Origin of the sequence: Neoroseomonas terrae (assembly GCF_018129025.1) — a bacterium.
Taxonomy (GTDB): Bacteria; Pseudomonadota; Alphaproteobacteria; order Acetobacterales; family Acetobacteraceae; genus Neoroseomonas; species Neoroseomonas terrae.
Window position 1 is genome coordinate 24,452 of record NZ_JAAEDI010000023.1, and the last position, 20,309, is coordinate 44,760.

The following is a 20,309-nucleotide window of genomic DNA, read 5'->3' on the forward strand; positions in this document are numbered from 1 at the left end:
AGAAAACCACAGGAGAAGCCGCCCCGCCATGGCCGACACCTTCGACTATGTCATCGTGGGTGCCGGCGCCGCCGGCTCGATCCTCGCCGCGCGACTGACCGAGGATCCCGGCGTCACCGTCTGCGTGCTCGAGGCCGGGCCGCCCGACCGCAACCCGTGGATCCACATCCCCGCGGGCTTCATCAAGACGCTGGTCGACCCGTCGGTCACCTGGCAGTTCAAGACGGCGCCGACCGAGCGGACAGGCGGGCGGGCGATCGCGACGACGCAGGGGCGGACCCTCGGCGGATCGTCCTCCGTCAACGGCATGATCTACAATCGCGGCCAGCCGGGGGATCTGAATTCCTGGGCGCAGCGCGGCAATCGCGGCTGGGGCTATGACGACTGCCTGCCCTACTACATGCGGACCGAGCGCCGCATCGGCTTCGGCCGCGACGACCGGCGTGGCAAGATCGGCGGGCTGCCGGTCACGGACATGGACTGGATCCATCCGCTGTCCGAGGCCTTCCTGGAGGGCTGCGTCGGCGCCGGCCTGCCGCGCAACCCGGACTACAACAGCGGGGACCAGGCGGGGGTCGGCTATTTCCAGCGCGGCATCCAGAAGGGATGGCGAGTGTCAGCCGCCCGCGCCTTCCTCAAGCCGGCCATGTCGCGGAAGGAACTCGAGGTCCGCACCAATGCCCGCGCCTGCGGCATCATCTTCGAGGGCAAGCGCGCCGTCGGCATCCGCTACCTGACGCAGCGCGGCGGCGTACCTGCGGAGGTCCGCGCGCGGCGGGAAGTCATCATCTCCGCCGGCACCGCGAACACCGCGCGCCTGCTGCAGGTGTCGGGCATCGGGCCGGCCTCCACGCTGGCGCGCATCAACGTGCCGGTCTTCCACGAATTGCCGGTCGGCGAGAATTTCCGCGACCACTACGCCTCCCGCATCGTGATGCGCGCGAAGGACGGGGTGGAGACGCTGAACCAGCTCGCCAAGGGCTTCAAGCTGGCACAGCAGGTGGCGCGCTGGGCGATGGGCAAGCCCTCGATCCTCGCGACCGCGCCGTCCCACGTCCACATCTTCTGGAAGTCCTTCGAAGGGCTGGATGAACCGGACCTGCAAGGCGTCTTCACCCCCGGCTCCTACGCCGAGGGCAAGGTCTACGTGCTCGACGACTACCCTGGCTGCACGGCCGGCGCATGGCAGCATCGGCCGGAGAGCATCGGCTGGGTGCGCGCGAAGACAGCCGATGTCTTCGACGACCCCGAGATCCAGCCCAACTACCTCGCCGACGAGATGGATCGCCGCGTCCATCTGGGCGGCATCCGTTTGATTCGCCGCCTGCTCAACACGCCGAAGATGCAGGCGCTGCTGCAAGGCGAGGTGCTGCCGGGGGTGAACACCCGGAGCGACGACGAGCTGCTCGACTTCGCCTATCGCAACGGCTCAACCACCTACCACCTCATCGGCACCTGCCGCATGGGGCCCGAGACGGACAGGACCGCCGTGGTCAACGACCGGCTCCAGGTGCATGGGCTGGAGGCGCTGCGGGTGATCGACGCCTCGATCATGCCGTCCATGACCTCCTCCAACACCTACGCGACGACGATGATGATCGCGGAGCGCGGTTCGGACTTCGTCCGGGGCCGGCCGCCACTGGCGGCCTGAGGGCCGATCGTCCCTGCGCTGCCGTTCCTCGGCCAAGCCGCCTGGCACCCCTAACGCCGCGAGGCGGGCACCGCGTCAATTCAGGCCGCGCGGCGCAGGCTGAAGCGCGCCCAGACGTCCTGCAGCGCGCCCACCAGCCGGTCCATGTCGCCGTCGCTGTGCACCGGCGACGGCGTAATGCGCAGCCGCTCCGTGCCGCGCGGCACCGTCGGGTAGTTGATCGGCTGGACGTAGATGCCGTGCTCATCCAGCAGGGCATCGCTGATGGTCCGGCACAGCACGGGATCGCAGACCATCACCGGAACGATATGGCTCGGGTTCGGCAGGTGCGGCACGCCCGCTGCGTCCAGCCGTCGGCGCAGGGTCGCCGCGCGTTCATGCAGGCGGTCGCGTTCGGCGCTGCTGCCACGAAGATGCTCGATCGCGGCGCGCGCCCCGGCCGCGATCGCCGGCGGCAGTGCCGTCGAGAAGATGAAGCCCGAGGCGTAGGAACGCACGAAGTCGACCATCGCGGCGGACCCCGCGATATACCCACCGATGACGCCGAAGGCCTTGGCGAGCGTGCCCTCGATCACCGTCAGGCGATGCGCCACGCCGTCGCGCTCCGTCACGCCGCCGCCGGTCGGGCCGTAGAGGCCGACGCCATGGACCTCGTCGCAATAGGTCATGGCGCCGAACCCATCCGCCACGTCGCAGATGTCGGCGATAGGCGCGATGTCGCCATCCATGGAGTAGACGCTCTCGAACGCCACCAGCTTCGGCGCGGCGGGATCGAGTGACGCCAGCACGCGACGCAGATCAGCGACGTCGTTGTGGCGGAACAGGCGCCGCTCCGCGCGCGAATGCCGCATGCCTTCGATCATCGAGGCATGGTTCATCTCGTCCGAGACGATGATGCAGCCGGGAATGCGCGAAGCTAGCGTGGACAGCGTCGCCCAGTTCGACATGTAGCCCGAATTGAACAGCAGCGCGGCCTCGGTCCCGTGCAGGCCGGCAAGCGCGTGTTCCAGCAACACATGCTCGTGATTGGTGCCCGAGATATTGCGCGTGCCCCCTGCCCCGGCGCCGTGGCGGTCGAGCGCCGCATGCATCGCCGCAAGCACCTTCGGATGCTGCCCCATGCCGAGATAGTCGTTGGAGCACCACACCGTCACTTCCCGCGCCATGCCGGCGTCATGGCGAATGGCGCGCGGATACTGCCCCGCGCAGCGCTCGATGTCGGCAAAGACGCGATAGCGCCCTTCGCGGCGCAGGGTATCGAGTTCGGAACGGAAATAGGCCTCGTAGTCCATCCGTGACCTCCCAGGGCCGGATGCCGCCCTGGCATGGGACAGCAGTCGCGCAGGCGCGGCAGCTTCCGGATGCACCCGGCGGGCGTGTCGTGCCTTGACGCAGATCAATTCGCCGCCCGGGAAAGCCCAGGACGGCCATCGCGCGTGCCCATAGGCGCCTTCGCCCGCGGGCTCAAGCCGTCACCGTGCCGCCTTTGCCGAATGGCGGGATCGGACTAAGCCGGGGCCTGCGCCGCGAGAAGGAGTGCCGCATGCGCCGTATCGTGATGGCAATGACGCTGGCCGCGATGCCCGGCATGGCCGTGGCCCAGCAGGGCGATGCCGCGGCCGGACAGCGGGTCTACAACCAGTGCCGTGCCTGCCACACGGTCGACCAGGGCGGCCGGAACGGCGTCGGTCCCAACCTGTTCGGCATCGTCGGCCGCCGCGCCGGCAGCGTCGAAGGCTTCCGCTACTCCGCGAACCTGCGCGAACTTGGCGCCGAGGACCTCACCTGGACCGAGGACCGGCTGCGCGCCTATGTCGCGAACCCCAAAGCGGTGGTGCCACGCGGCAGCATGTCCTACGCGGGGCTTCGCAACGAGACGATGATCAACGACCTGATGGCGTATCTCACCTCGCTACGATAGCGGTCAGGCGGCCGCGCGCCGCCCGCGATAGGCCTTGAGCGAGCCCGCATGCATCAGCCGCCCCGACAGCGGCCGGCCAATGATGCGTTCCGCGAGCCGCGCCGCCTCGATCAGCGCTTCGAGGTCCACGCCGGTTTCGATGCCCATCTCATGGCAGAGGAACACCATGTCCTCGGTGCAGATGTTTCCCGCGCCCTTCGCGTCGCCATGGCCGGCGAAGGGGCAGCCGCCGAGGCCGGCGACCGAACTGTCGAAATGGGAGACACCCATCTCCAGCGCGGCGAGCACATTGGCAGGCCCGAGGCCACGCGTGTCGTGCAGGTGCAGCCCGACCTCCGCCCCCGGTAGCGCGTCGCGCAGCATACCGACGGCCCGGCGGATCGCCTTCGGGTTGGCCCAACCCATGGTGTCAGCGAGATACAACCGCGGCGGCGCCATGCCGCGCGCCTCGCAGGTCTTCCACGCCCAGACCAGTTCGCCGACGGCGCGTTCCGGCGCGACTTCGCCTTCGAAATTGCAGCCGAAGGCGGCCATGACCAGCGCGCGTTCCATCGGCACGCCATCGGCTGCGTAGCGGTCGAGCCAGCCATTGACGCGGCCGCGCATCTCCGCCGCCGTGCAGTTGTTGTTGCGCATCGCAAACGCATCGGAGGCATAGAGCGCGATGCGTCCCGTGATGTGCACGCCTGGCGCTGCGCGGGCGCGCTCATAGCCGCGCTCGTTCAGCCACACCGCGTCGTAGCGCACACCGGGCTTCCGCCTGATCGTGCCGAACAGTGCTTCCGCATCGGCCATCTGCGGCACGGCCTTGGGGGATACGAAGGAAGAGACCTGGATTTCCTCGAGCCCCGTCTCCGACAGCGCATCAACCAACGACGCGCGCTGCTCGAGCGGAAAGCTGCCGCGCTCGATCTGGAAACCCTCACGAGGACCTTCCTCGTGGAAATGCACGTGCTTCGGCAGATCGGACATGTCGTTTCCTCCGCACGCCGCGCGGCAGCCGCGGCATGGACGCTGTTGCTTCGCCGCGCCAGTATGCGGCCACGCGACGGCACCGGCCAGAGGGTGCCCAACGGAGGACGCATCCATGACCCGACCGATCGGTCGACGCGCAGCGCTGACGGCGCTCGCCGCGGTTCCCGCCCTGCCCCGCCTTGCCGATGCTCAAGGCACCGGTGCGTGGCCCGACCGGCCGGTCCGCGCGATCGTCGCCTTTCCTGCCGGCAGCGGCACGGACGTCACGACGCGCCTCATCACCGAGCCCATCGCAGCGGAACTGGGACAGCCCATCGTCGTCGACAATCGCGGTGGCGCGAATGGCTTCCTTGCCTCCGAGGCGGTCGCGCGGTCGCGGCCGGATGGCTACACGTTCCTGTTCACGGCCAACACGACCCATGGGTCGAACCCGGCGCTGTTCCGACGGCTGCCCTATGACCCGGTGAATGACTTCGCACCTGTCGCGCTGATCGGCGTCGGCGTGCTGCTGGTGGTCGTGAACAACGACCTGCCGATCCGGTCCATGCAGGACCTCGTCGCCTACGCGCGCGCCAATCCAGGACGACTGAACTTCGCCTCCGGCAGCGCTTCCTCACGCGTCGCGGGTGAGATGTTCAAGTCGATGGCTAATGTGGACATGGTGAACGTCACCTATCGCTCGAACCCGCTCGGGATCACCGACGTGATGGGTGGCGTCGCTCAGGTGATGTTCGTCGATGCAACCACCTCCGCGACCCATGCCCGGGAGGGCCGGGTGCGGGCAATCGGCGTGACGAGCCGCGAGCGCGTTTCGATGCTGCCGGACGTGCCGACCGTCGAGGAACAGGGCTTCCCGGGCTACGAGATGCTGTCCTGGAATGCCGTTTACGCGCCCGCCGGCACGCCGGCGCCCATGGTGCTGCGGATGAACCGACTGATCAACGAGACCATGGCGAAGCCCGATATCGCCGCGCGGCTGACCGCCAACGGCATGGTCCTGCGCCCCGGCACGCCCGAAGACCTCGCGACGTTCCAGGCGGCCGAGATCGACAAATGGAAGCGCCTCGTCGCCGCTTCAGGGATCGAGCTGCAATGACGGGGGTGCTCGACGGCCTGCGCGTGGTGGAACTCGGCCAGGTGCTGGCCGGGCCCTTCGCCGGCGCGATCTTCGCCGATCTCGGCGCTGAGGTGATCAAGGTCGAGAAGCCCGATGGCGGCGACGATGCCCGCCAGATGGGCCCCGCCTTCCGCCACGGCGACGCGCTGAACTTCCACGAGTTCAACCGCGGCAAGCGGTCGGTCGCGCTCGACCTGAAATCGCCGGAGGGTGTCGCGGCGCTGCACGTGCTGCTCGAGGACGCCGACATCATGCTGCACAACCTCCGCCCCGGCGTGGCGGAGACGCTCGGCATCGGCCCGGACGAGGTCACGGCACGGCATCCGCGGCTGATCTACTGTGCCATGGCCGCCTTCGGCCATGTCGGGCCGGAGAGGCTGCGCCCCGGCTACGAGCCCCTGCTGCAGGCCTTCGGCGGACTGTCCTCCATCACTGGCGAACCAGGCGGGCCGCCGGTGCGCATGGGTGCATCCGTCGTCGATCAGGGCACGGGCATGTGGACGGTGCTCGGCGCACTCGCGATGCTGGAACGCCGGCATCGCACCGGGCGCGGCGGGGTCGTGAACACCTCGCTGCTGGAAACGGCGCTGCTCTGGGCCGGGCAGAAGATCAGCGGCTACGTCAACACCGGGAAGGTGGGCGAACGCCACGCCTCGGGCCATCCGAACCTCGTGCCCTACCAAGCCTTCGATGCGGCGGATGGGCCGGTTCTCGTCTGCTGCGGCAATGACCGGCTGTTCTCCCGCTTCGCCGCCGAGCTTGGCCATCCGGAATGGGTCAGCGATCCGCGCTTCATCACGAACCGCGCGCGGCTATCGAACCAGGGCGAGTTGCTGCCGATGATCGCCGCGGTCATGAATGCCGTGCCGCGCGGCGAATGGCTCGACCGTCTGCAGCGCATCGGCGTGCCCTGCGCGCCGGTGAATGCCATCCCGGAAGTGCTGGCCGAACCGCAGGTGCAGGCGATGGAGATGGTGCAGCCCGTGCCCGGGGAGGATTTCTCGCTGGTGGCGATGCCGCTGTCCTTCGATGGCGAGCGGCCGCGGATGCGCGCCGGCGCGCCGCGCCTCGGGGCCGACAATGCGGCGCTGGTGGGCGCGAAGGGCGACTAGCGGCGCGTCCTTCCCCGCGCTCGCTGCAGGGTGTCGTTGCAGCGCGTGTCGTCGCCGATGCCGAGTTCGATCGTCGGCAGGATCGCGAGCGGCGCGGCGGTGAAGCCGAGCGCCGCCGCGATGCCGCCGCGAATGCCCAGTTCCACGATTTCCGGCTGCACTGACGGGTCGCGCAGCGTGCCCGTCACCAGCAGGTCCGTCGGCAGCGCCGCCACTGTCAGGCGCTTCGCCTGGCTGCGCACCCGCAGGTCCAGGCGCTCGCGATCCAGCCGGATGCTGCCTTCGGCGCTCAGCAGCGCATCGTCCGTTTCCAGCAGAAACAAGCGGGGTCGCAGCACGCCGCGTTGCAGGGCGAAGTCGCCGACGAAGCATTCGATCCGCGTGCGTGAAGGCAACCCGAGCGCCGAGAAGACCGCATTTCCCAGCCGCAGTCCTGACAGATCCACCAGGAAGGCCGACAGGTTCCCACCGCCCGTCGCCAAGACCAAGGAGCCATTGCCGCGGCCGAGCATCTCGGCGGTCGAACGCCCGGTCGCCTCGATCCGCGCTCGGCCGGTCAGCGTACCGCCGCCTTCTGAGCCGACGAAGCGCATGAGGCGCGCGATGTCCACGCGGCGGAACTCGATATCGCCCTGCAGGCGCAGCGCCTCGTTCTCGACCGGGGTGAGGATTAGGTTGCCGGCCACCTCGCCCCGCCCGATGCCGAACGCGACGGGGCGCAGCGTGATGACGCCGTCGATAAGCGTGAGGTCCGCGCGCAGGTTGTCGACGGGCGCGGACCCGCCCACCACCTGCCGCGCACGATACGTCAGGTGCACGTTCGCGGCCTCGAGCTTGGGGATGCTCACGGGCTGGTCGGGCAGCACGCGCGAACCCTGCTGGCCTTCCCGCGTCGGCGTGCCGCGCCCCGGTCGCCCGCCGATGAAGCCGGTCAGGTCCGCAAGATCGACGCGCCGGGATTGCAGTTCCGCAGTGACGTCGGGCCGGGTGCCGCGCGGGTCGACCGTGATGGCGCCGCCAAGGTCACTGTTGCCCACCCGTCCGGCGATCTCCGTGAAGCGGAAACGGGATTCGGCGTAGCTGAGCTTGCCCTGCACCCGATAGCGCGGCGTTCGCGGAATCGGCACGCCCGTCAGCGGCGTCAGCAGCGCCATGTTCGGCCCCGCGAGTTCCAGGGTCAGGTCGGCACCGGCGAGGTTCACCACATCCAGCACAGTCCCGGCCAGCCGGCCATGCGTGGGGCCGTTCTCCAGCGTCACCTCGATCGGCCACGGCACGGTCGCCTCGCCCAATGCCAGCAGCGCGCCGCCATTCAACTGAGCCGAGAGCGGCTGCTCGGCATAGGTGCCCTCTGCCTCGGCGGCCAGCACCGGGACCCCCTGTTCGTTCTCGCGCGTTTCAAAGGTGATGCGGACATCGGCGCGGAGTTGGTTGACGAGGACATGCGCCTGCCCGCCCTGCACGCGCAGTGCACCGACGCGGACGGGTGCCGCCGGCGGGGTCTCCCCGGATGGCGGCTCCCCGGCCGCGGCCGGCAGGGCAAAGGTGTAGTTGTTGTCGCCCTCCGCCCGCGCCTGCGCGGCAATCACCGGCGTTTCGATGGTGACGCGAGGCAGGATCAGGGCACGGGTGCGGCGCGTCTCCCCGACGTCGATTTCGACAGCGACGCGGGCGATGCGCGCGAAGGGTGGGTCAGCGGGCCAGCCCTCGGGATTGGCGACGACGACATCGGTAAAGGTGACTTGAGTCAGGCCGAAGGACGGCGAGACCGATATTGCCCCGATGGTGACGGGCCGGCCAAATAGGCTCGACAACTGCCTTTCCGCCATCGGTCGGGCGGCGACCCACGCGAAGGCCGCAGCCCCCGCCCCCAGAATGCAAAGGACGACCAGGATACCGATCGCCCACCTCGCTGCCTTACGCATCGCCTCCCCGCTGCGGCCGTAATCGGCCCCAGCGGGAAACGCGCGGCACCGGGCCTGGGCTTGCCCGGTCACGCGAGTGTGACGGGGTTACGCCCGCATCAGGAATTCCGGCCCGAGTTCATCCATCGTGTTCGCGCCGATCAGCGCGAGATCACGGTGGATCTCCTCCTGAAGCAGGTCGATCGCGCGCTCCACGCCCGGATGCCCGCGCACCGCCGCCGCGCACAGCATGGGGCGACCGACGAAGACGAAGGCCGCGCCGAGCGCATAGGCCTTCATCACATCCGTCCCCCGCCGCACGCCACCGTCGTAGATCACCGGCATGTCGCCCGCGACGCTCACCGCCGCTTCCAGCATGCGCAGGCCGGACACGGCGCCATCGAGCTGTCGCCCGCCATGGTTCGACACCATCACGCCGTCCACGCCGATCTGCTTAGCACGCAGGATATCGTCCGGGTGCAGCACGCCCTTGATGAGCACCTTGCCCGGGAAGCGCTTGCGGATCAGTTCCAGATGCTCCCATGCCAGCCCGTCCCGCGCGCCAAAGGCGCGCTCCAGGTCGCGCGACAGGATCGGCGGGCCGCGCCCGGCATCCATGTTCTCGAAATGCGGCATGCCGTGGTTCTGCAGCGTCTTGAACCAGGTGCCGAAGGCCCAGCGGGGGTGCGTGGCCCCCTGCCAGAATAGCCTGAAGGTCGGCTTCAACGGGATCGTATAGCCGTTGCGGATGTTGTTCTCCCGGTTGGAGGAGACCTGCACATCCACCGTCAGCACGAAGGTCTTGAAGCCCGCTGCGATGACGCGGTCGACCAGCGGCTCGATGCGCGAAGGCTCGCCGGGCAGATACGCCTGGTACCAGGCATCCGGATTGGCCTTGGCGACCTCCTCGAGCTTGATGAGCGAAGAAGCCGACATGATCATCGGGATGTTCTTCGCGCGCGCCGCCTGCGTCAGGACAAGGTCTCCGCGATAAGCAAGCAGCGCGGATGAGCCCATGGGCGGGATGCCGAAAGGCGCGTCGTACTCCTTCCCGAACAGCGTCGCCCGCGTGTGGCGGGCCCGGGCATCCACGAGCACGCGGGGTACGAAGCCCCACTCCGCGAAGGCGCGGCGATTGTCGTCCAGCGACCAGTCGGTCTCGACGCCGCCCGCCATGTAGCCATGCAGCATCTTCGGCAGATGCCGCTTCGCCGCGGCTTCGAAATCATGCAGCGACAGGAAGGATGCCAGGTTGGCAGGGACAGGCGGGGCGGCGCGCTTCTGGGACAGGGCCTGGGCAGCGGGCTGGCGGGATTCGGCGGGGCCTTGGGCATTCATGGGCTGGTCTTCCTGGACAACGGCACCATCATTGTCCGGCGGGCCGTGTCGGACAATGCCCCCGCCCGGCCATGGGGGCGGTGCGTCCGGTGCGGGAGTGAAGTGGCCTCATCGTCGGCCGAGTGCCGCGGCGGGGGTCGCCGCGGCGGCTGCAACCCGGGCCGAGCAGGTACGTTTCGTGTCCGGTCGCTCGTTAATGGGCGTGTGACAGGGTCTGCCAGTCGCGTCTGCGCGGACCCTGCTGAAACGAGGTTCGAGCATGCGTGCATTCTATGTCATTGCCCCCGCCGCCGGGCTGCTGCTGGCTGCCTGCACCGTCAACAACCCGCCAGCGCCGGCTCCCGTCGTGGTTCAGGAGCCGATGCGCGCCGTGCCGCCGGGGTCGACCGTGATCCCGCCGGGGTCGACGGTCGCGCCACCGGGCTCCGTGATCGTACCGCCGCGCTACTAAGCGCGACCGGAGCGGGGCCTGACGTGGTCCCGCTCCGCAGGGCTCACGGCTGAGAACGCCGTGCGCGTCCACAGCCGCCTTGCCTGCACCTCAGTTCGCCGGCCGGAGCCCAATCGCCAGCGTCCACTCATCGGATCGGGCTGCGTGCGTGAATTCGCGCCGGACGCCCCAGAGATTGACCTGGTGATGCATTGGGACAAGCCCGACATCCCGCATCGCCGTCTCAGTGGCCCGGATGAAGATCTGCCGACGCTGCTCGTCGTCGAGCGTCGCCAGCCCTTCGGCCAGGAGGCGATCCACCTCGGGGTTCGAGTACCGCGAACGGTTTGATGCGCCCTGCCCCGTCGCACGGTCATAGGTCGCAAGCAGCGAGCCCAGCGGCGATGACGCCTCGGCCGTGTCGATGCCCCAACCGCCGAAGATCATGCTGTAGTCCTGGCGGCTGGCGCTCGCGATCCAGGTCGCGAAGGGCAACGCCTGAACCGTTGTCTGGATGCCGATGCGCGCCAGCATCTGTCCAAGGGCCTGGCAGATCCGCTCATCGTTGACGTAGCGGTTGTTGGAGCAATGGATGGTCAGGTTGAAGCCGTTCGGGAAGCCCGCCTCGGCCAGCAGCGCGCGGGCGCGCGTGGGGTCGTAGGCGGGCGGCGGCAAGCTCGGCGTCCAGCCGAACCAGTCGCGCGGCATCAGCTGCCCCGTCGGCTCCGCGGCGCCGTCCATCACGCGGCTGACGATGGCATCCCGGTTCACCGCCATGCTCACCGCCTGACGCACGCGCAGGTCGCGGAACGGGTTCTGCGCCAGCGGCCGCCCCTGCCGGTCGGTCACGAAGGGCGAGGAGCGTTCGAGGTGATCCACGAACACATACATGTTGCGGTTGGACAGGGCGCGGCTGACGCGGGTGCGTTGGTCTCGTTCCACGCGCGCGATGTCCCCGGTCGGCAGGGCATCGATGATGTCGACATCGCCCGAGAGCAGCGCGGCGACACGCGACGCCGGACTGCGCATGAAGCGCGTGACCACCGACGCCCACGGCGCGGCGCCACCCCAGTAGTCCGGGTTGCGTTCCATCACGATGCGGTCGCCCTGCGTCCAGGACACGAAGCGGAACGGTCCCGTGCCGATCATCGCCCGGCCGCTGTTGTAGTCCGCGGTCGAGGCCCCTTCGCCATGCCGACGGGAGACGATGCCGAAGGTCGAGAGATAGACGGGCATCAGCGGAAAGACGGTGTGGGTGCGGAAGCGGATGGTATGCGCATCCACCACGGTCGTCTCCGCGATCTGGCGGATATAGAGGCCGAAGGAGGACGGGCTGTTCGGCACCGCCGGTGCCCGGGCGATGGTGAAGGCGACGTCCTCGGCGGTGAAGGGCGACCCGTCATGCCAGGTCACGCCCTCCCGCAGTTTGAACTCCCAGGTCAGGTCATCGATGGCGCGCCAGGAGACGGCGAGGCCCGGCACCATGCGCTGCTGTTCGTCCTGCATGATCAGCGCATCGAAGAAATGCGCCGAGACGGCCTTGTTCGGCGCCAGGTTGTGATAGTGCGGATCGGTCGAGGTGATCTCCGCCTCCACCGCCATGCGCAGTACCGGCGCGGGCTGGGCCTGCGCCGGGCGGGGGCCCGGAAACGCCGCGAGGGCGGCGAGCAGTGACGTGGCCAGCAGGCTGCGTCTGGCGTTCCGGGGCATAGCGATAGTCTCCGTTTCAGGTGCGGGATGGCATGCGCAGGATCTCCCGCGCGTCGTCGGGGCTCGCGACCTCGCGGCCCATGTCGCGCGACATGCGCGCGATCCGGTCCACAATATCCGCGTTCGTCGGGCAGCCAAGCTCCGGATACTGGTAATCGCCGAGGCCCGGCGCGACGTGCCCGCCTTCGGCGATGGCGACAGCGGCGCAGGGGAAGATGTTGGCGTGCTTGGTGCACACCGCCCACTGAATGCTGCCGTCGGGCGGAACGGCATGAAAGAAGGCGCGCAGGCCGTCCGGCGTGGCATCGTGGCCGGCGAGCCGGCTGCCGCCGCAGAGCGGGATCTTCGCGAGCACGGGGTTGTCGAGCAGCCCCATCTCGATGAAAGCCGCCGCCGCCCGCATGAAGGGCACCGACCAGATGCCGAGGCTCGGCTTCACCCCCAGGTCGCGCATGGTCTTCGCGAAGAACATGCAGCTCTCGATGCTGTTGGCGTAGACCTTGTCCGTGCTCTCCCACTGCTTCTTCGCAGGGTTGTAGCGGTCCATGTTGGTGCTGCCGATGTCGATCGTCGCGATGTCGGGCTTCGACGCCTGGACATGCTTCACGCGGTCGGCCGCTTCCCCTTCAAGATAGACATTCCCGAGCGTCGTGTGGATCAGGATGTCGCTGCGCGCGCGGATCTCGCGGGTGATCTCGGCGTAGAGTTCGGGGCTGTGGCTCCGTTCGCCGTTGGGCCCGCGCGCGTGGACGTGCACGATGGAGGCACCTGCCTCACGGCACTGCGCGGCCTGCTCGGCAATTTCCTGCGGCGTGTAGGGAATGTGCTGGTTCGGGCCACGCACTTCCCACTCGTTCAGGCGGACGTTGATAATCAGCTTTTTCATGGCGTCACGTTCTCGATGTGATGGGAGCAAAATGCGTGCCTAGCCTCAGGCGGCGGGCAGGCCGAGCATGGCCCGCGTTTCGGCGGGCGTCGCCGTATCACGGCCGAAGCCGCGGGCCAGCTGCGCGAAGTAGCGCACCAGCTCCGCATTGGTCGGGCAGCCGAGTTCCGGATAGGGGTAGTCCCCGATGCCCGGCGAAAGGTGCCCCCCGCGTTCGAGCGCGACCGCCGCCGCCGGCAGGATGCTGCCTTCCTTGCAGGTCACGGTCCATTCGATACGTCGTTCGCGCGGCAGCACGTCCAGGAAGGCCAGCGTGCTGGCGATCGTGCAGGGATGCCCGCCGACGATGCCGCCTTCGCAGAAGGCGAATTGCACATAGGCCGGCTCCTTGAACACGCCCATGTCGAGCATCGCATCGGCGGTACGCAGGAAGGGGATGGCCCAGCAGGTGAGATGCGGCTTCACCCCGGCGCGATCCATCTCACCGGCCAGGTACATGCAGGTGCCGATGGTGTTCAGATAGGTCTTGTCAGTGGTGCGGAAGCGCTTCGCCGCCGCGTCGTACACGTCGATGTTCGTGCTGCCGACGTCGACGGCCGCCAGGTCCGCTCGGTCCTGCGGCTGGTCGCGCATGCGCGCGATGTGCGCGGCCCGGGCCTCATCACCCTTGATGGTGTTCTGGCCGAGCGTGCAGTCGATCAGGATATCGGTCCGCGCACGAATGCGCCGGATGATGTCGAGATAGACATCCGAGTCGTGCGACGGCGACCCATCCGCGTTTCGCGCATGGAAATGCACGATGGAGGCGCCGGCCTCCCGGCAGGCGGCGGCCGTTTCCGCAATTTCCTCCGGCGTGAAGGGAATGTGCGGGTTGCGGTCGCGCGGCGCGTACTCGTTGATCCGCGCCATGATGATGACCTTCTTGGCCATGGACGTTTCCTCCCTGTTCTCAGGCGGCGGCGATGCCGGCGCGCACGGCGCGCGCGGCGAGTTCGTCGCGGCCCTCGCGCATCTCCTCGATCGTGCCGTAGGCCAGCATGTAGTGGCCGCGATAGCCCGCCTGCTCGATCAGCGCGAAGGTGTCCTCGAAGTCGATAGTGCCTTCGCCGGGTCGCAGGTGTTCTTCCTTGTCGCCGCGGTTGTCGGCGAGGCGGACTTCCTCCATCCGCGCCACCCCGAAGGCATCGAAGAAGCCCCGGATGCCGACGGGCAGCATGTGCGCGTGGTTGACCGTGTAGGTCCAGCCGTAGATCTCGGGATCCAGGCGGTCGAAATAGGCGCGGCATTCCTCGACGTCGCAGGCGAGGTAGCGCACCTCGGCATCCGCCGGCTCGGGGTTCATGTTCTCGAGCAGCAGACGGATGCCGTGCTTCCGCGCGTGGTCGCCGAGGCTCTGCAGGCGCTGGATGCCGGTCTCCATCCGCCGGGCGTAGTCGCCGGTGAAGTGGAAGCCGCCATGCAGCACGATCCAGTCGGCGCCGAGCGGCTTCGCCAGCTCGATGTAGCGGCGGAGATACTCCTCCACGGCCTCGCGCAGGAACGGCGCGGTCTCCGCGACGTTGACGGCGGAGAGAGTGTGCAGGCCCAGGCGGATGCCCTGGCTCTCGATGCTGTTGCGCACATCGGCGATGCGCGTGGCGTCGAAATCCTCGAAGGCGTTGCCGGTGTCGCCCAGGCGGACGTCGATCACGCCAACGCCGTTGCGGGCGGACCAGGCGACGGCCTCCTCGATAGGCAGGCGCGCGCCGAAGTCGATGCCGATGCGGTCCTTGAAGTTGCTCACCGGATGGCGATCCCTTTGTGTGGCGCGAGAGGCGACGCGCTGATTGTTGACAATAACCAGAAAAGCCGTGGCTGATCGGCATTGTCAACCAGCGCTGCGCACACCGGACTCTCACCTTATGGCGGATGGATCGCCTGTACTCCTCTGGCAGCCGTTTGCCCGTTGTTGACAATAATGCCATCAGTGTGTCGCATGATCGTCGTCCCCGGCTGTCGCCGGCCACTCCGTGGAGCCATGCCTTGCCTGTCCTGCCTGTCACCCCTCTCGATCCGGCCGCTCCGAGCCTGCGCCGCGCCTATGACCCGCGTCAGCCGCTGCTGCGCCCCTATGTCCGCGAGGCGGACAGCTTCCGCGACGGCCGTTCATCGCCACGCGAGGTGCTGGAAGCCGGCATCGACCGCATCACCCGGGACGAACCCGCCATCCGCGCCTTCGTGACGCATGATTTCGCCGCGGCACGGCGCGCCGCTGATGCGGCGACCGCGCGGTGGAAGGAAGGGCGGCCGCTTTCGCCTGTGGATGGCATGCCCATCGTGGTGAAGGACATGATCGCGACCGCCGGCCTGCCGACGCAAATGAACAACCCGATCTACGCGGGATGGGATGCACGCACGGACGCCGCCTGCGTCTTCGCGATGCGCGAGGCCGGCGCCGTGATCCTCGGCAAGACCGTGACGACGGAATTCGCCTGCGGCAACTCCGGTCCGACCCGGAACCCCTACGACAGCACGCGCACGCCGGGCGGCTCGTCCAGCGGATCGGCGGCGGCTGTCGGTGCGGGCATGGCGACGCTCGGCTTCGGCACGCAGACGCATGGTTCGACCATTCGTCCGGCCGGATACTGCGGCGCCTATGCGCTGAAGCCGACGCATGGCGCGCTGCATGTAGGCGGCATCACGCCGCTGGGCGCCACGCTCGACCATCTCGGCCTGATCGGTGCGAGCCTCGAGGATGTGTGGGCATCCGGCATGGCGATCTCGCGCATCGTGGGCGGGACGCCGCCGCATCCGGGCCTCGCCGGCCCCGCGACCGCGCCGGCGCCGGCGCAGCCGCGCACCCTGGTGCGGCTCGACACGCTCGGCTGGAGCGAGACGCCGGACAGTTCGCGCGCGGCCTTCGAGGCCGCCATTGCCGCGCTCGGCCAGGCGGGTGTGCGCATCGTGGACAAGGACAACGACGCCGAGGTCGCGGCGCTGGAAGCGGCGTTGACGGAGATCGGCGAGTTCGCCAACGACCTGCTGGCCTGGGAAGCGCGCTGGCCGCTGGCGGCGTATCGCGCCCACGGCCCGGAGATGGTCGGCGGCCGTATCCACGACCTGCTGGAGCGCGCCGCGCGGCTCGATCCGGCGGCCTATGCGCGAGCCGTCGGCGACCGCCAGCGTCTGCGCGACCGCGTGGCAGCCTTCGCCGGTCGCGCCGACGGCTTCGTCATGTTGTGTTCCAGCGGGCCCGCGATCCAGGATCACGCCTTCACGGGCTCGCGCAACTACGCGCTGCCCTGGACGCTGGTTGGTGCGCCCGCCTTCGCCCTGCCGCTGCTCGTCGCGGAGGACCTGCCGCTTGGCCTGCAGATTGCTGGCTTCGCCGAGCAGGATGCGGAAGCCTGCGCGATCGCCGGCTGGGTCCGCGACACGCTGCTGCCGCCGCACCGCGACCATTGAAGGACCGAACCGATGCTGTCACGTCGTACATTGATTGCCGCCCTGCCGGGCCTGCTCGCTGCGCCGGCAGTGCGGGCGCAGGATTTCCCGAACCGCACCATCCGCTTCATCGTGGGCTTCCCGCCGGGCGGGACGACCGACATCGCCGCACGGCTGATGGCGCCGAAGATGCAGGCGCTGCTCGGCCAGCCTGTCGTGGTCGAAAACCGCACCGGCGCGGGCGGCAACATTGGCTCGGAGTTCGTCGTGCGGGCGCCGGCCGACGGGCATACGATTCTGATGGGAACGATCGGCGGCCTGTCGATCAACCCCGCACTCTACGGCAACCTCACCTTCGATCCGGCGATGGACCTCGCGCCCATCACGCGCGTCGGCATGATCCTGAACGTGCTCGCGGTGCCGGCGGAGCGCACCTGGCGCAACACGGCTGAGATGGTGACGGCGGCGAAGGCCTCGCCGCTGACCTTCGGCTCCTCCGGTGCGGGCGGCGCGGGGCACATGGCGGGTGAGCAGCTCAATCTGATGGCGGGGCTGCAGAACATTCACGTGCCCTATCGCGGTGGCGCGCCACTGATCACCGATCTGATGGCGGGGCGCATCGACTTCGCCTTCACCCCGGCTTCGGGCGCCAAGCCGCAGGCGGATGCGGGCAAGCTGCGCATGATCGCGGTCTCGACGAAGGACCGCAGCACATTGCTTCCTGAGATTCCGGCCGTCGCCGAATCCGCAGGACTCGCCGGCTTCGACATGGCGGATTGGAGCGCGCTGATGGCACCGCGCGGGACGCCAGCGCCGGTAGTGCGCACGCTGCACGGCGCCGCCACGGCCGCGCTGCGCGACCCGGAGCTTGTGGCCGCGCTGGGGCAGCGCGGCATCGAATCCACGCCGTCCTCGCCAGAGGAGTGCGGCGCCTTCATCCAGGCTGAGACCGCCAAGTGGCTGCCGGTGGTGCGTGCCTCGGGCGCGCGGCCCGATTGATGTGACGCATCCGGCGCGTTAGCTGGATGCAACCGACGGAGGCAGGATGATGACCGGGCAGCGGCTGAGCGATCTGACAGCGACCGAGACGGCCCGGCGTATCGCCCAGGGCAGCATCACGGCGCGTTCCGTGGTTGAGGCCTGCCTCGAACAGGTGGCGCAGCGCGAACCGGAGGTGCTTGCGTTCGAGTATCTGGACGCGGACGGTGCGCGCCGCGCCGCGGACAGGCTCGATGCCTCGGGCAAGGCGGCGACGCTGCCGATCCCCGGCGCATGCTTCGCCGTAAAGGACATCATCGATACGGCGGACATGCCGACCGGCTATGGCTCGCCGATCCACGCTGGGCATCGCCCTTCGGCCGATGCCGCCTGCGTCGCGTTGTCCCGCAAGGCAGGCGGCATTGCGCTTGGCAAGGCCGTCACGACGGAATTCGCCAACGTGCATCCCGGGAAGACGCGGAACCCGCACGATCCGGATCGCACGCCGGGCGGATCCTCGTCCGGTTCGGCGGCGGCGGTGGCGGCGCGGATGCTGCCGCTGGCGCTTGGAACACAGACCACGTCCTCGACCATACGGCCGGCGTCCTTCTGCGGCGTGGTCGGATTCGTGCCGACCTATGGGACGATCAGCGTCTCCGGCGTGCGTGCCGCGGCGGGCTCGCTGGACCGGGTCGGGCTGTTCGCGCGGTCGGTGGACGACATCGCGCTCTACGCAGCCGTCGTGCGCGGCGTGACGCCCGGCGACGCACCGTCCGGCCAGGCCTTCGCACCGAGGATCGGGTTCTGCGGCGAGTTCCTGGCGGGTAGGATGGACGCCGGGACAGGTGACGCGCTGACCGGCCTGACGCGACGCATCGCCACGGCGGGCGCGAGCGTCGGCACCGTAGCCGTCCCCTCCAGCTTCACGCGGCTGACGGAGGAGCATCGCTGGATCTCGAGCTTCGAGTTCGTGCGCAACTTCACCTACGAGATCGAGAACCACTGGGACCGGATCAGCACGACGCTGCGCGAAGGCCGCATCAGCCATGGCCAGTCGTGTCCCCCGGAACAGTATCTCGAGGCGCAGCGCCTGGCGAAGGAAGCGCGAGCGCGGGCGGACGCCCTGTTCGGCGATCATGATGTCCTCCTGGCCGCCTCAGCGGCCGGGGAAGCCCCGAAAGGTTCGGCGACGGGCGATTTCGCTTTCTGTGCGCTGTGGACAGTGCTCGGCCTGCCTGCCGTATCATTACCCCTTATGAGCGGCCCCTCGGGCCTGCCCATCGGCGCGCAACTCCTGGGCCGGCCCGGAGACGAAGCGCGGCTGCTGGCAGCCGCCGCGTGGATAATGACGCATGGTGCCGGATGATCGGCTGACGGCCGCGCTGCTGACGCAGCCGCAGGCCACCGAGCACAAGACGCATGCCGACCGCGTCTTCGAGGAGATCGAGCGCGCGATCGTCACCGGCCAGTTCGCACCCGAAACCCGGCTCGGTGAGGAGACACTGGCCGAGCGGTTCGGCGTCAGCCGCGGACCACTACGCGAGGCGCTGCGGCAACTGGAGGGGCGTGGACTGGTCGTGCGGCTGCCGCACGCCGGCGTGCGCGTGGTGTCCCTGGGGCATGCCGACCTCATCGAGCTGTACGAGGTCCGCGCCAATCTGGAAGGGCTCGCCTGCCGCCTCGCGGCGCAGCGCATCAGCGACTCCGAAGCGACGGCGCTGGAAGCCTTGCTGCGCCAGCATGGGGATGAGGAAGGTGTGCGCACTGGCACGGCCTATTTCCAGGAACACGGCAGCTTCGATTTTCACTTCGCCATCGCGCGGCTTTCAAAGTCCCGCCGGCTGGAGAAGCTTCTCTGTGACGACCTGTATTCGCTGACGCGCCTGTTCAGGTTTCGGACCGGCCACAAGCCAGGTCGGCCACGCCAGGCCTATGACGACCACCTGCGCATCTGCGAGGCACTAGGCCGCCGTGATGCGGAGCTGGCCGAGTTGCTCATGCGGCGCCATATCGAGGCTGCGTGCAAGGAGCTGCAGGCGATGACGTGAACCGCACATGACAGCGGTTCACGACGCAGGAGAAGCCATCTGCATGCAGCGTTGGCTCAGAAGGAAGCCGGAGTGCCGCCAGTCTGTCCAGAATGCGCGCCGCACCTCGCGCAGCCGCAGAGAACTGCGGCCGCAGCCAGCCTAAGCTTGGGAGCAAACAGGAAGTTTGGCTGAAGCCGCGCGAAATCGGCCAGAAAGACAAGGAGAACTGGCGGAGGGGATGTCCGCCCATATCCGCACAACACCAAGGACTTTGTCGACATTTGGTCACTCAGTCCACAATTCAGTCCACAAACAGATGACTGGCTGCGGTGGGATGGCACGGGATGCGGAGTTCCCTGCCGGCAAATCATCTTCGGACCCTGCCCTGCCCCGCCTGCCTGCCTGCCGGGGATGATTCAAAGTGCGCAGCTTCCCCCTTCCCAGAAAGTCCATCCCTCTGCGTGGGTTGCCAGCCCTAACCACTGCCGAATCGGCGCCTTCCCAGGTATCTCCAGGCTCGCGACTAGCGAGAGAGGAATCGATGGGACTGCGACGCACGCCCAACACCCGCGCGAGCTTGCGCGACAGCGACGAAGGTCGGGCTGCGCGTTGCGCCGCCCACGGGGCTGTTTTCCAGTACGTCGCCTGCCTCGTCGCGGCTGGCGGCATCGTCGCTTGGGCGGTCCTTCGCTGAGGGCTACGCGGCGCGCGTCCGGGCTACCGCGCCTCGCGCGCGACGGCCGCCCTCGATGAGGTCGACGCGCGAATAGTTGAGAATTGGCGATCCTTATTCTCGATTATGGTTCATGGCACGTCGAGGTGGAACCGACATGC

At 68.6% G+C, this 20,309-nt stretch carries 17 protein-coding genes; 9 read left to right on the forward strand and 8 right to left on the reverse strand.

The window, feature by feature from the left end:
• The first annotated feature begins 28 nt into the window (after positions 1-28).
• The gene (locus tag GXW78_RS20065; RefSeq protein ID WP_211870679.1) at positions 29-1,651 is read left to right on the forward strand and encodes a GMC family oxidoreductase; all 1,623 of its coding nucleotides are present in this window, start codon (positions 29-31) and stop codon (positions 1,649-1,651) included.
• Between the two features lie 80 nt (positions 1,652-1,731).
• Here GXW78_RS20065 and hemA read toward each other — a convergent pair whose 3' ends face one another.
• The gene (gene hemA / locus GXW78_RS20070; RefSeq protein ID WP_211870680.1) at positions 1,732-2,943 is read right to left on the reverse strand and encodes a 5-aminolevulinate synthase; all 1,212 of its coding nucleotides are present in this window, start codon (positions 2,941-2,943) and stop codon (positions 1,732-1,734) included.
• 251 nt (positions 2,944-3,194) lie between these two features.
• On the opposite strand from hemA, the gene GXW78_RS20075 reads away from it, so the two are divergent.
• Positions 3,195-3,572, forward strand: coding sequence for a c-type cytochrome (locus GXW78_RS20075; protein WP_211870681.1), 378 nt, complete (start codon positions 3,195-3,197; stop codon positions 3,570-3,572).
• A gap of 3 nt (positions 3,573-3,575) precedes the next feature.
• On the opposite strand, the gene GXW78_RS20080 is transcribed toward GXW78_RS20075, so the two are convergent.
• Complete coding sequence (locus GXW78_RS20080; protein WP_211870682.1) at positions 3,576-4,544, reverse strand: hydroxymethylglutaryl-CoA lyase; 969 nt, start codon at positions 4,542-4,544, stop codon at positions 3,576-3,578.
• A gap of 115 nt (positions 4,545-4,659) precedes the next feature.
• On the opposite strand from GXW78_RS20080, the gene GXW78_RS20085 reads away from it, so the two are divergent.
• Both GXW78_RS20085 and GXW78_RS20090 read left to right on the forward strand, forming a co-directional pair.
• Entirely contained in the window at positions 4,660-5,643 is a 984-nt protein-coding gene (locus GXW78_RS20085; RefSeq protein WP_211870683.1) for a Bug family tripartite tricarboxylate transporter substrate binding protein, read from the forward strand.
• Entirely contained in the window at positions 5,640-6,776 is a 1,137-nt protein-coding gene (locus GXW78_RS20090; RefSeq protein WP_211870684.1) for a CaiB/BaiF CoA transferase family protein, read from the forward strand. The genes GXW78_RS20085 and GXW78_RS20090 overlap by 4 nt, the downstream gene beginning before the upstream one ends.
• Here the strand turns inward: GXW78_RS20090 and GXW78_RS20095 are convergent.
• Both GXW78_RS20095 and GXW78_RS20100 read right to left on the reverse strand, forming a co-directional pair.
• Complete coding sequence (locus GXW78_RS20095) at positions 6,773-8,590, reverse strand: AsmA family protein (RefSeq protein WP_246522452.1); 1,818 nt, start codon at positions 8,588-8,590, stop codon at positions 6,773-6,775. The two genes, GXW78_RS20090 and GXW78_RS20095, sit on opposite strands and share 4 nt — an antisense overlap.
• A 198-nt stretch (positions 8,591-8,788) precedes the next feature.
• Positions 8,789-10,018 carry an alpha-hydroxy acid oxidase gene (locus GXW78_RS20100; RefSeq protein ID WP_211870686.1) on the reverse strand — a complete coding sequence of 410 codons (1,230 nt, stop codon included), beginning with the start codon at positions 10,016-10,018 and terminating at the stop codon, positions 8,789-8,791.
• A gap of 259 nt (positions 10,019-10,277) precedes the next feature.
• Between GXW78_RS20100 and GXW78_RS20105 the strand changes: the two genes are divergently transcribed.
• Positions 10,278-10,469, forward strand: coding sequence for a hypothetical protein (locus tag GXW78_RS20105; protein ID WP_211870687.1), 192 nt, complete (start codon positions 10,278-10,280; stop codon positions 10,467-10,469).
• Positions 10,470-10,559: 90 nt separating this feature from the next.
• On the opposite strand, the gene GXW78_RS20110 is transcribed toward GXW78_RS20105, so the two are convergent.
• The 4 genes from GXW78_RS20110 to GXW78_RS20125 are packed head-to-tail and all read right to left on the reverse strand — an operon-like array spanning position 10,560 to position 14,827.
• Positions 10,560-12,158: an ABC transporter substrate-binding protein gene (locus GXW78_RS20110; protein ID WP_211870688.1), complete on the reverse strand. Its 1,599-nt coding sequence runs from the start codon at positions 12,156-12,158 to the stop codon at positions 10,560-10,562.
• 16 nt (positions 12,159-12,174) lie between these two features.
• On the reverse strand, positions 12,175-13,044 hold the full coding sequence (locus GXW78_RS20115) for a BKACE family enzyme (protein WP_211870689.1): 870 nt from the start codon (positions 13,042-13,044) through the stop codon (positions 12,175-12,177).
• Positions 13,045-13,089: 45 nt separating this feature from the next.
• Entirely contained in the window at positions 13,090-13,974 is an 885-nt protein-coding gene (locus GXW78_RS20120) for a BKACE family enzyme (protein WP_211870690.1), read from the reverse strand.
• Positions 13,975-13,993: 19 nt separating this feature from the next.
• On the reverse strand, positions 13,994-14,827 hold the full coding sequence (locus GXW78_RS20125) for a sugar phosphate isomerase/epimerase family protein (protein WP_211870691.1): 834 nt from the start codon (positions 14,825-14,827) through the stop codon (positions 13,994-13,996).
• A gap of 239 nt (positions 14,828-15,066) precedes the next feature.
• On the opposite strand from GXW78_RS20125, the gene GXW78_RS20130 reads away from it, so the two are divergent.
• Genes GXW78_RS20130 through GXW78_RS20145 form a run of 4 tightly spaced genes read left to right on the forward strand, consistent with a single transcriptional unit; the run spans position 15,067 to position 19,493 of the window.
• Positions 15,067-16,488: an amidase family protein gene (locus tag GXW78_RS20130; protein ID WP_211870692.1), complete on the forward strand. Its 1,422-nt coding sequence runs from the start codon at positions 15,067-15,069 to the stop codon at positions 16,486-16,488.
• A 12-nt stretch (positions 16,489-16,500) separates the two neighbouring features.
• Complete coding sequence (locus tag GXW78_RS20135) at positions 16,501-17,466, forward strand: Bug family tripartite tricarboxylate transporter substrate binding protein (protein ID WP_211870693.1); 966 nt, start codon at positions 16,501-16,503, stop codon at positions 17,464-17,466.
• Positions 17,467-17,512: 46 nt separating this feature from the next.
• A complete protein-coding gene (locus GXW78_RS20140; protein ID WP_211870694.1) occupies positions 17,513-18,811 on the forward strand; it encodes an amidase in 1,299 nt (432 codons plus the stop codon).
• On the forward strand, positions 18,798-19,493 hold the full coding sequence (locus tag GXW78_RS20145; RefSeq protein ID WP_211870695.1) for a GntR family transcriptional regulator: 696 nt from the start codon (positions 18,798-18,800) through the stop codon (positions 19,491-19,493). The genes GXW78_RS20140 and GXW78_RS20145 overlap by 14 nt, the downstream gene beginning before the upstream one ends.
• Positions 19,494-20,309: the final 816 nt, after the last annotated feature.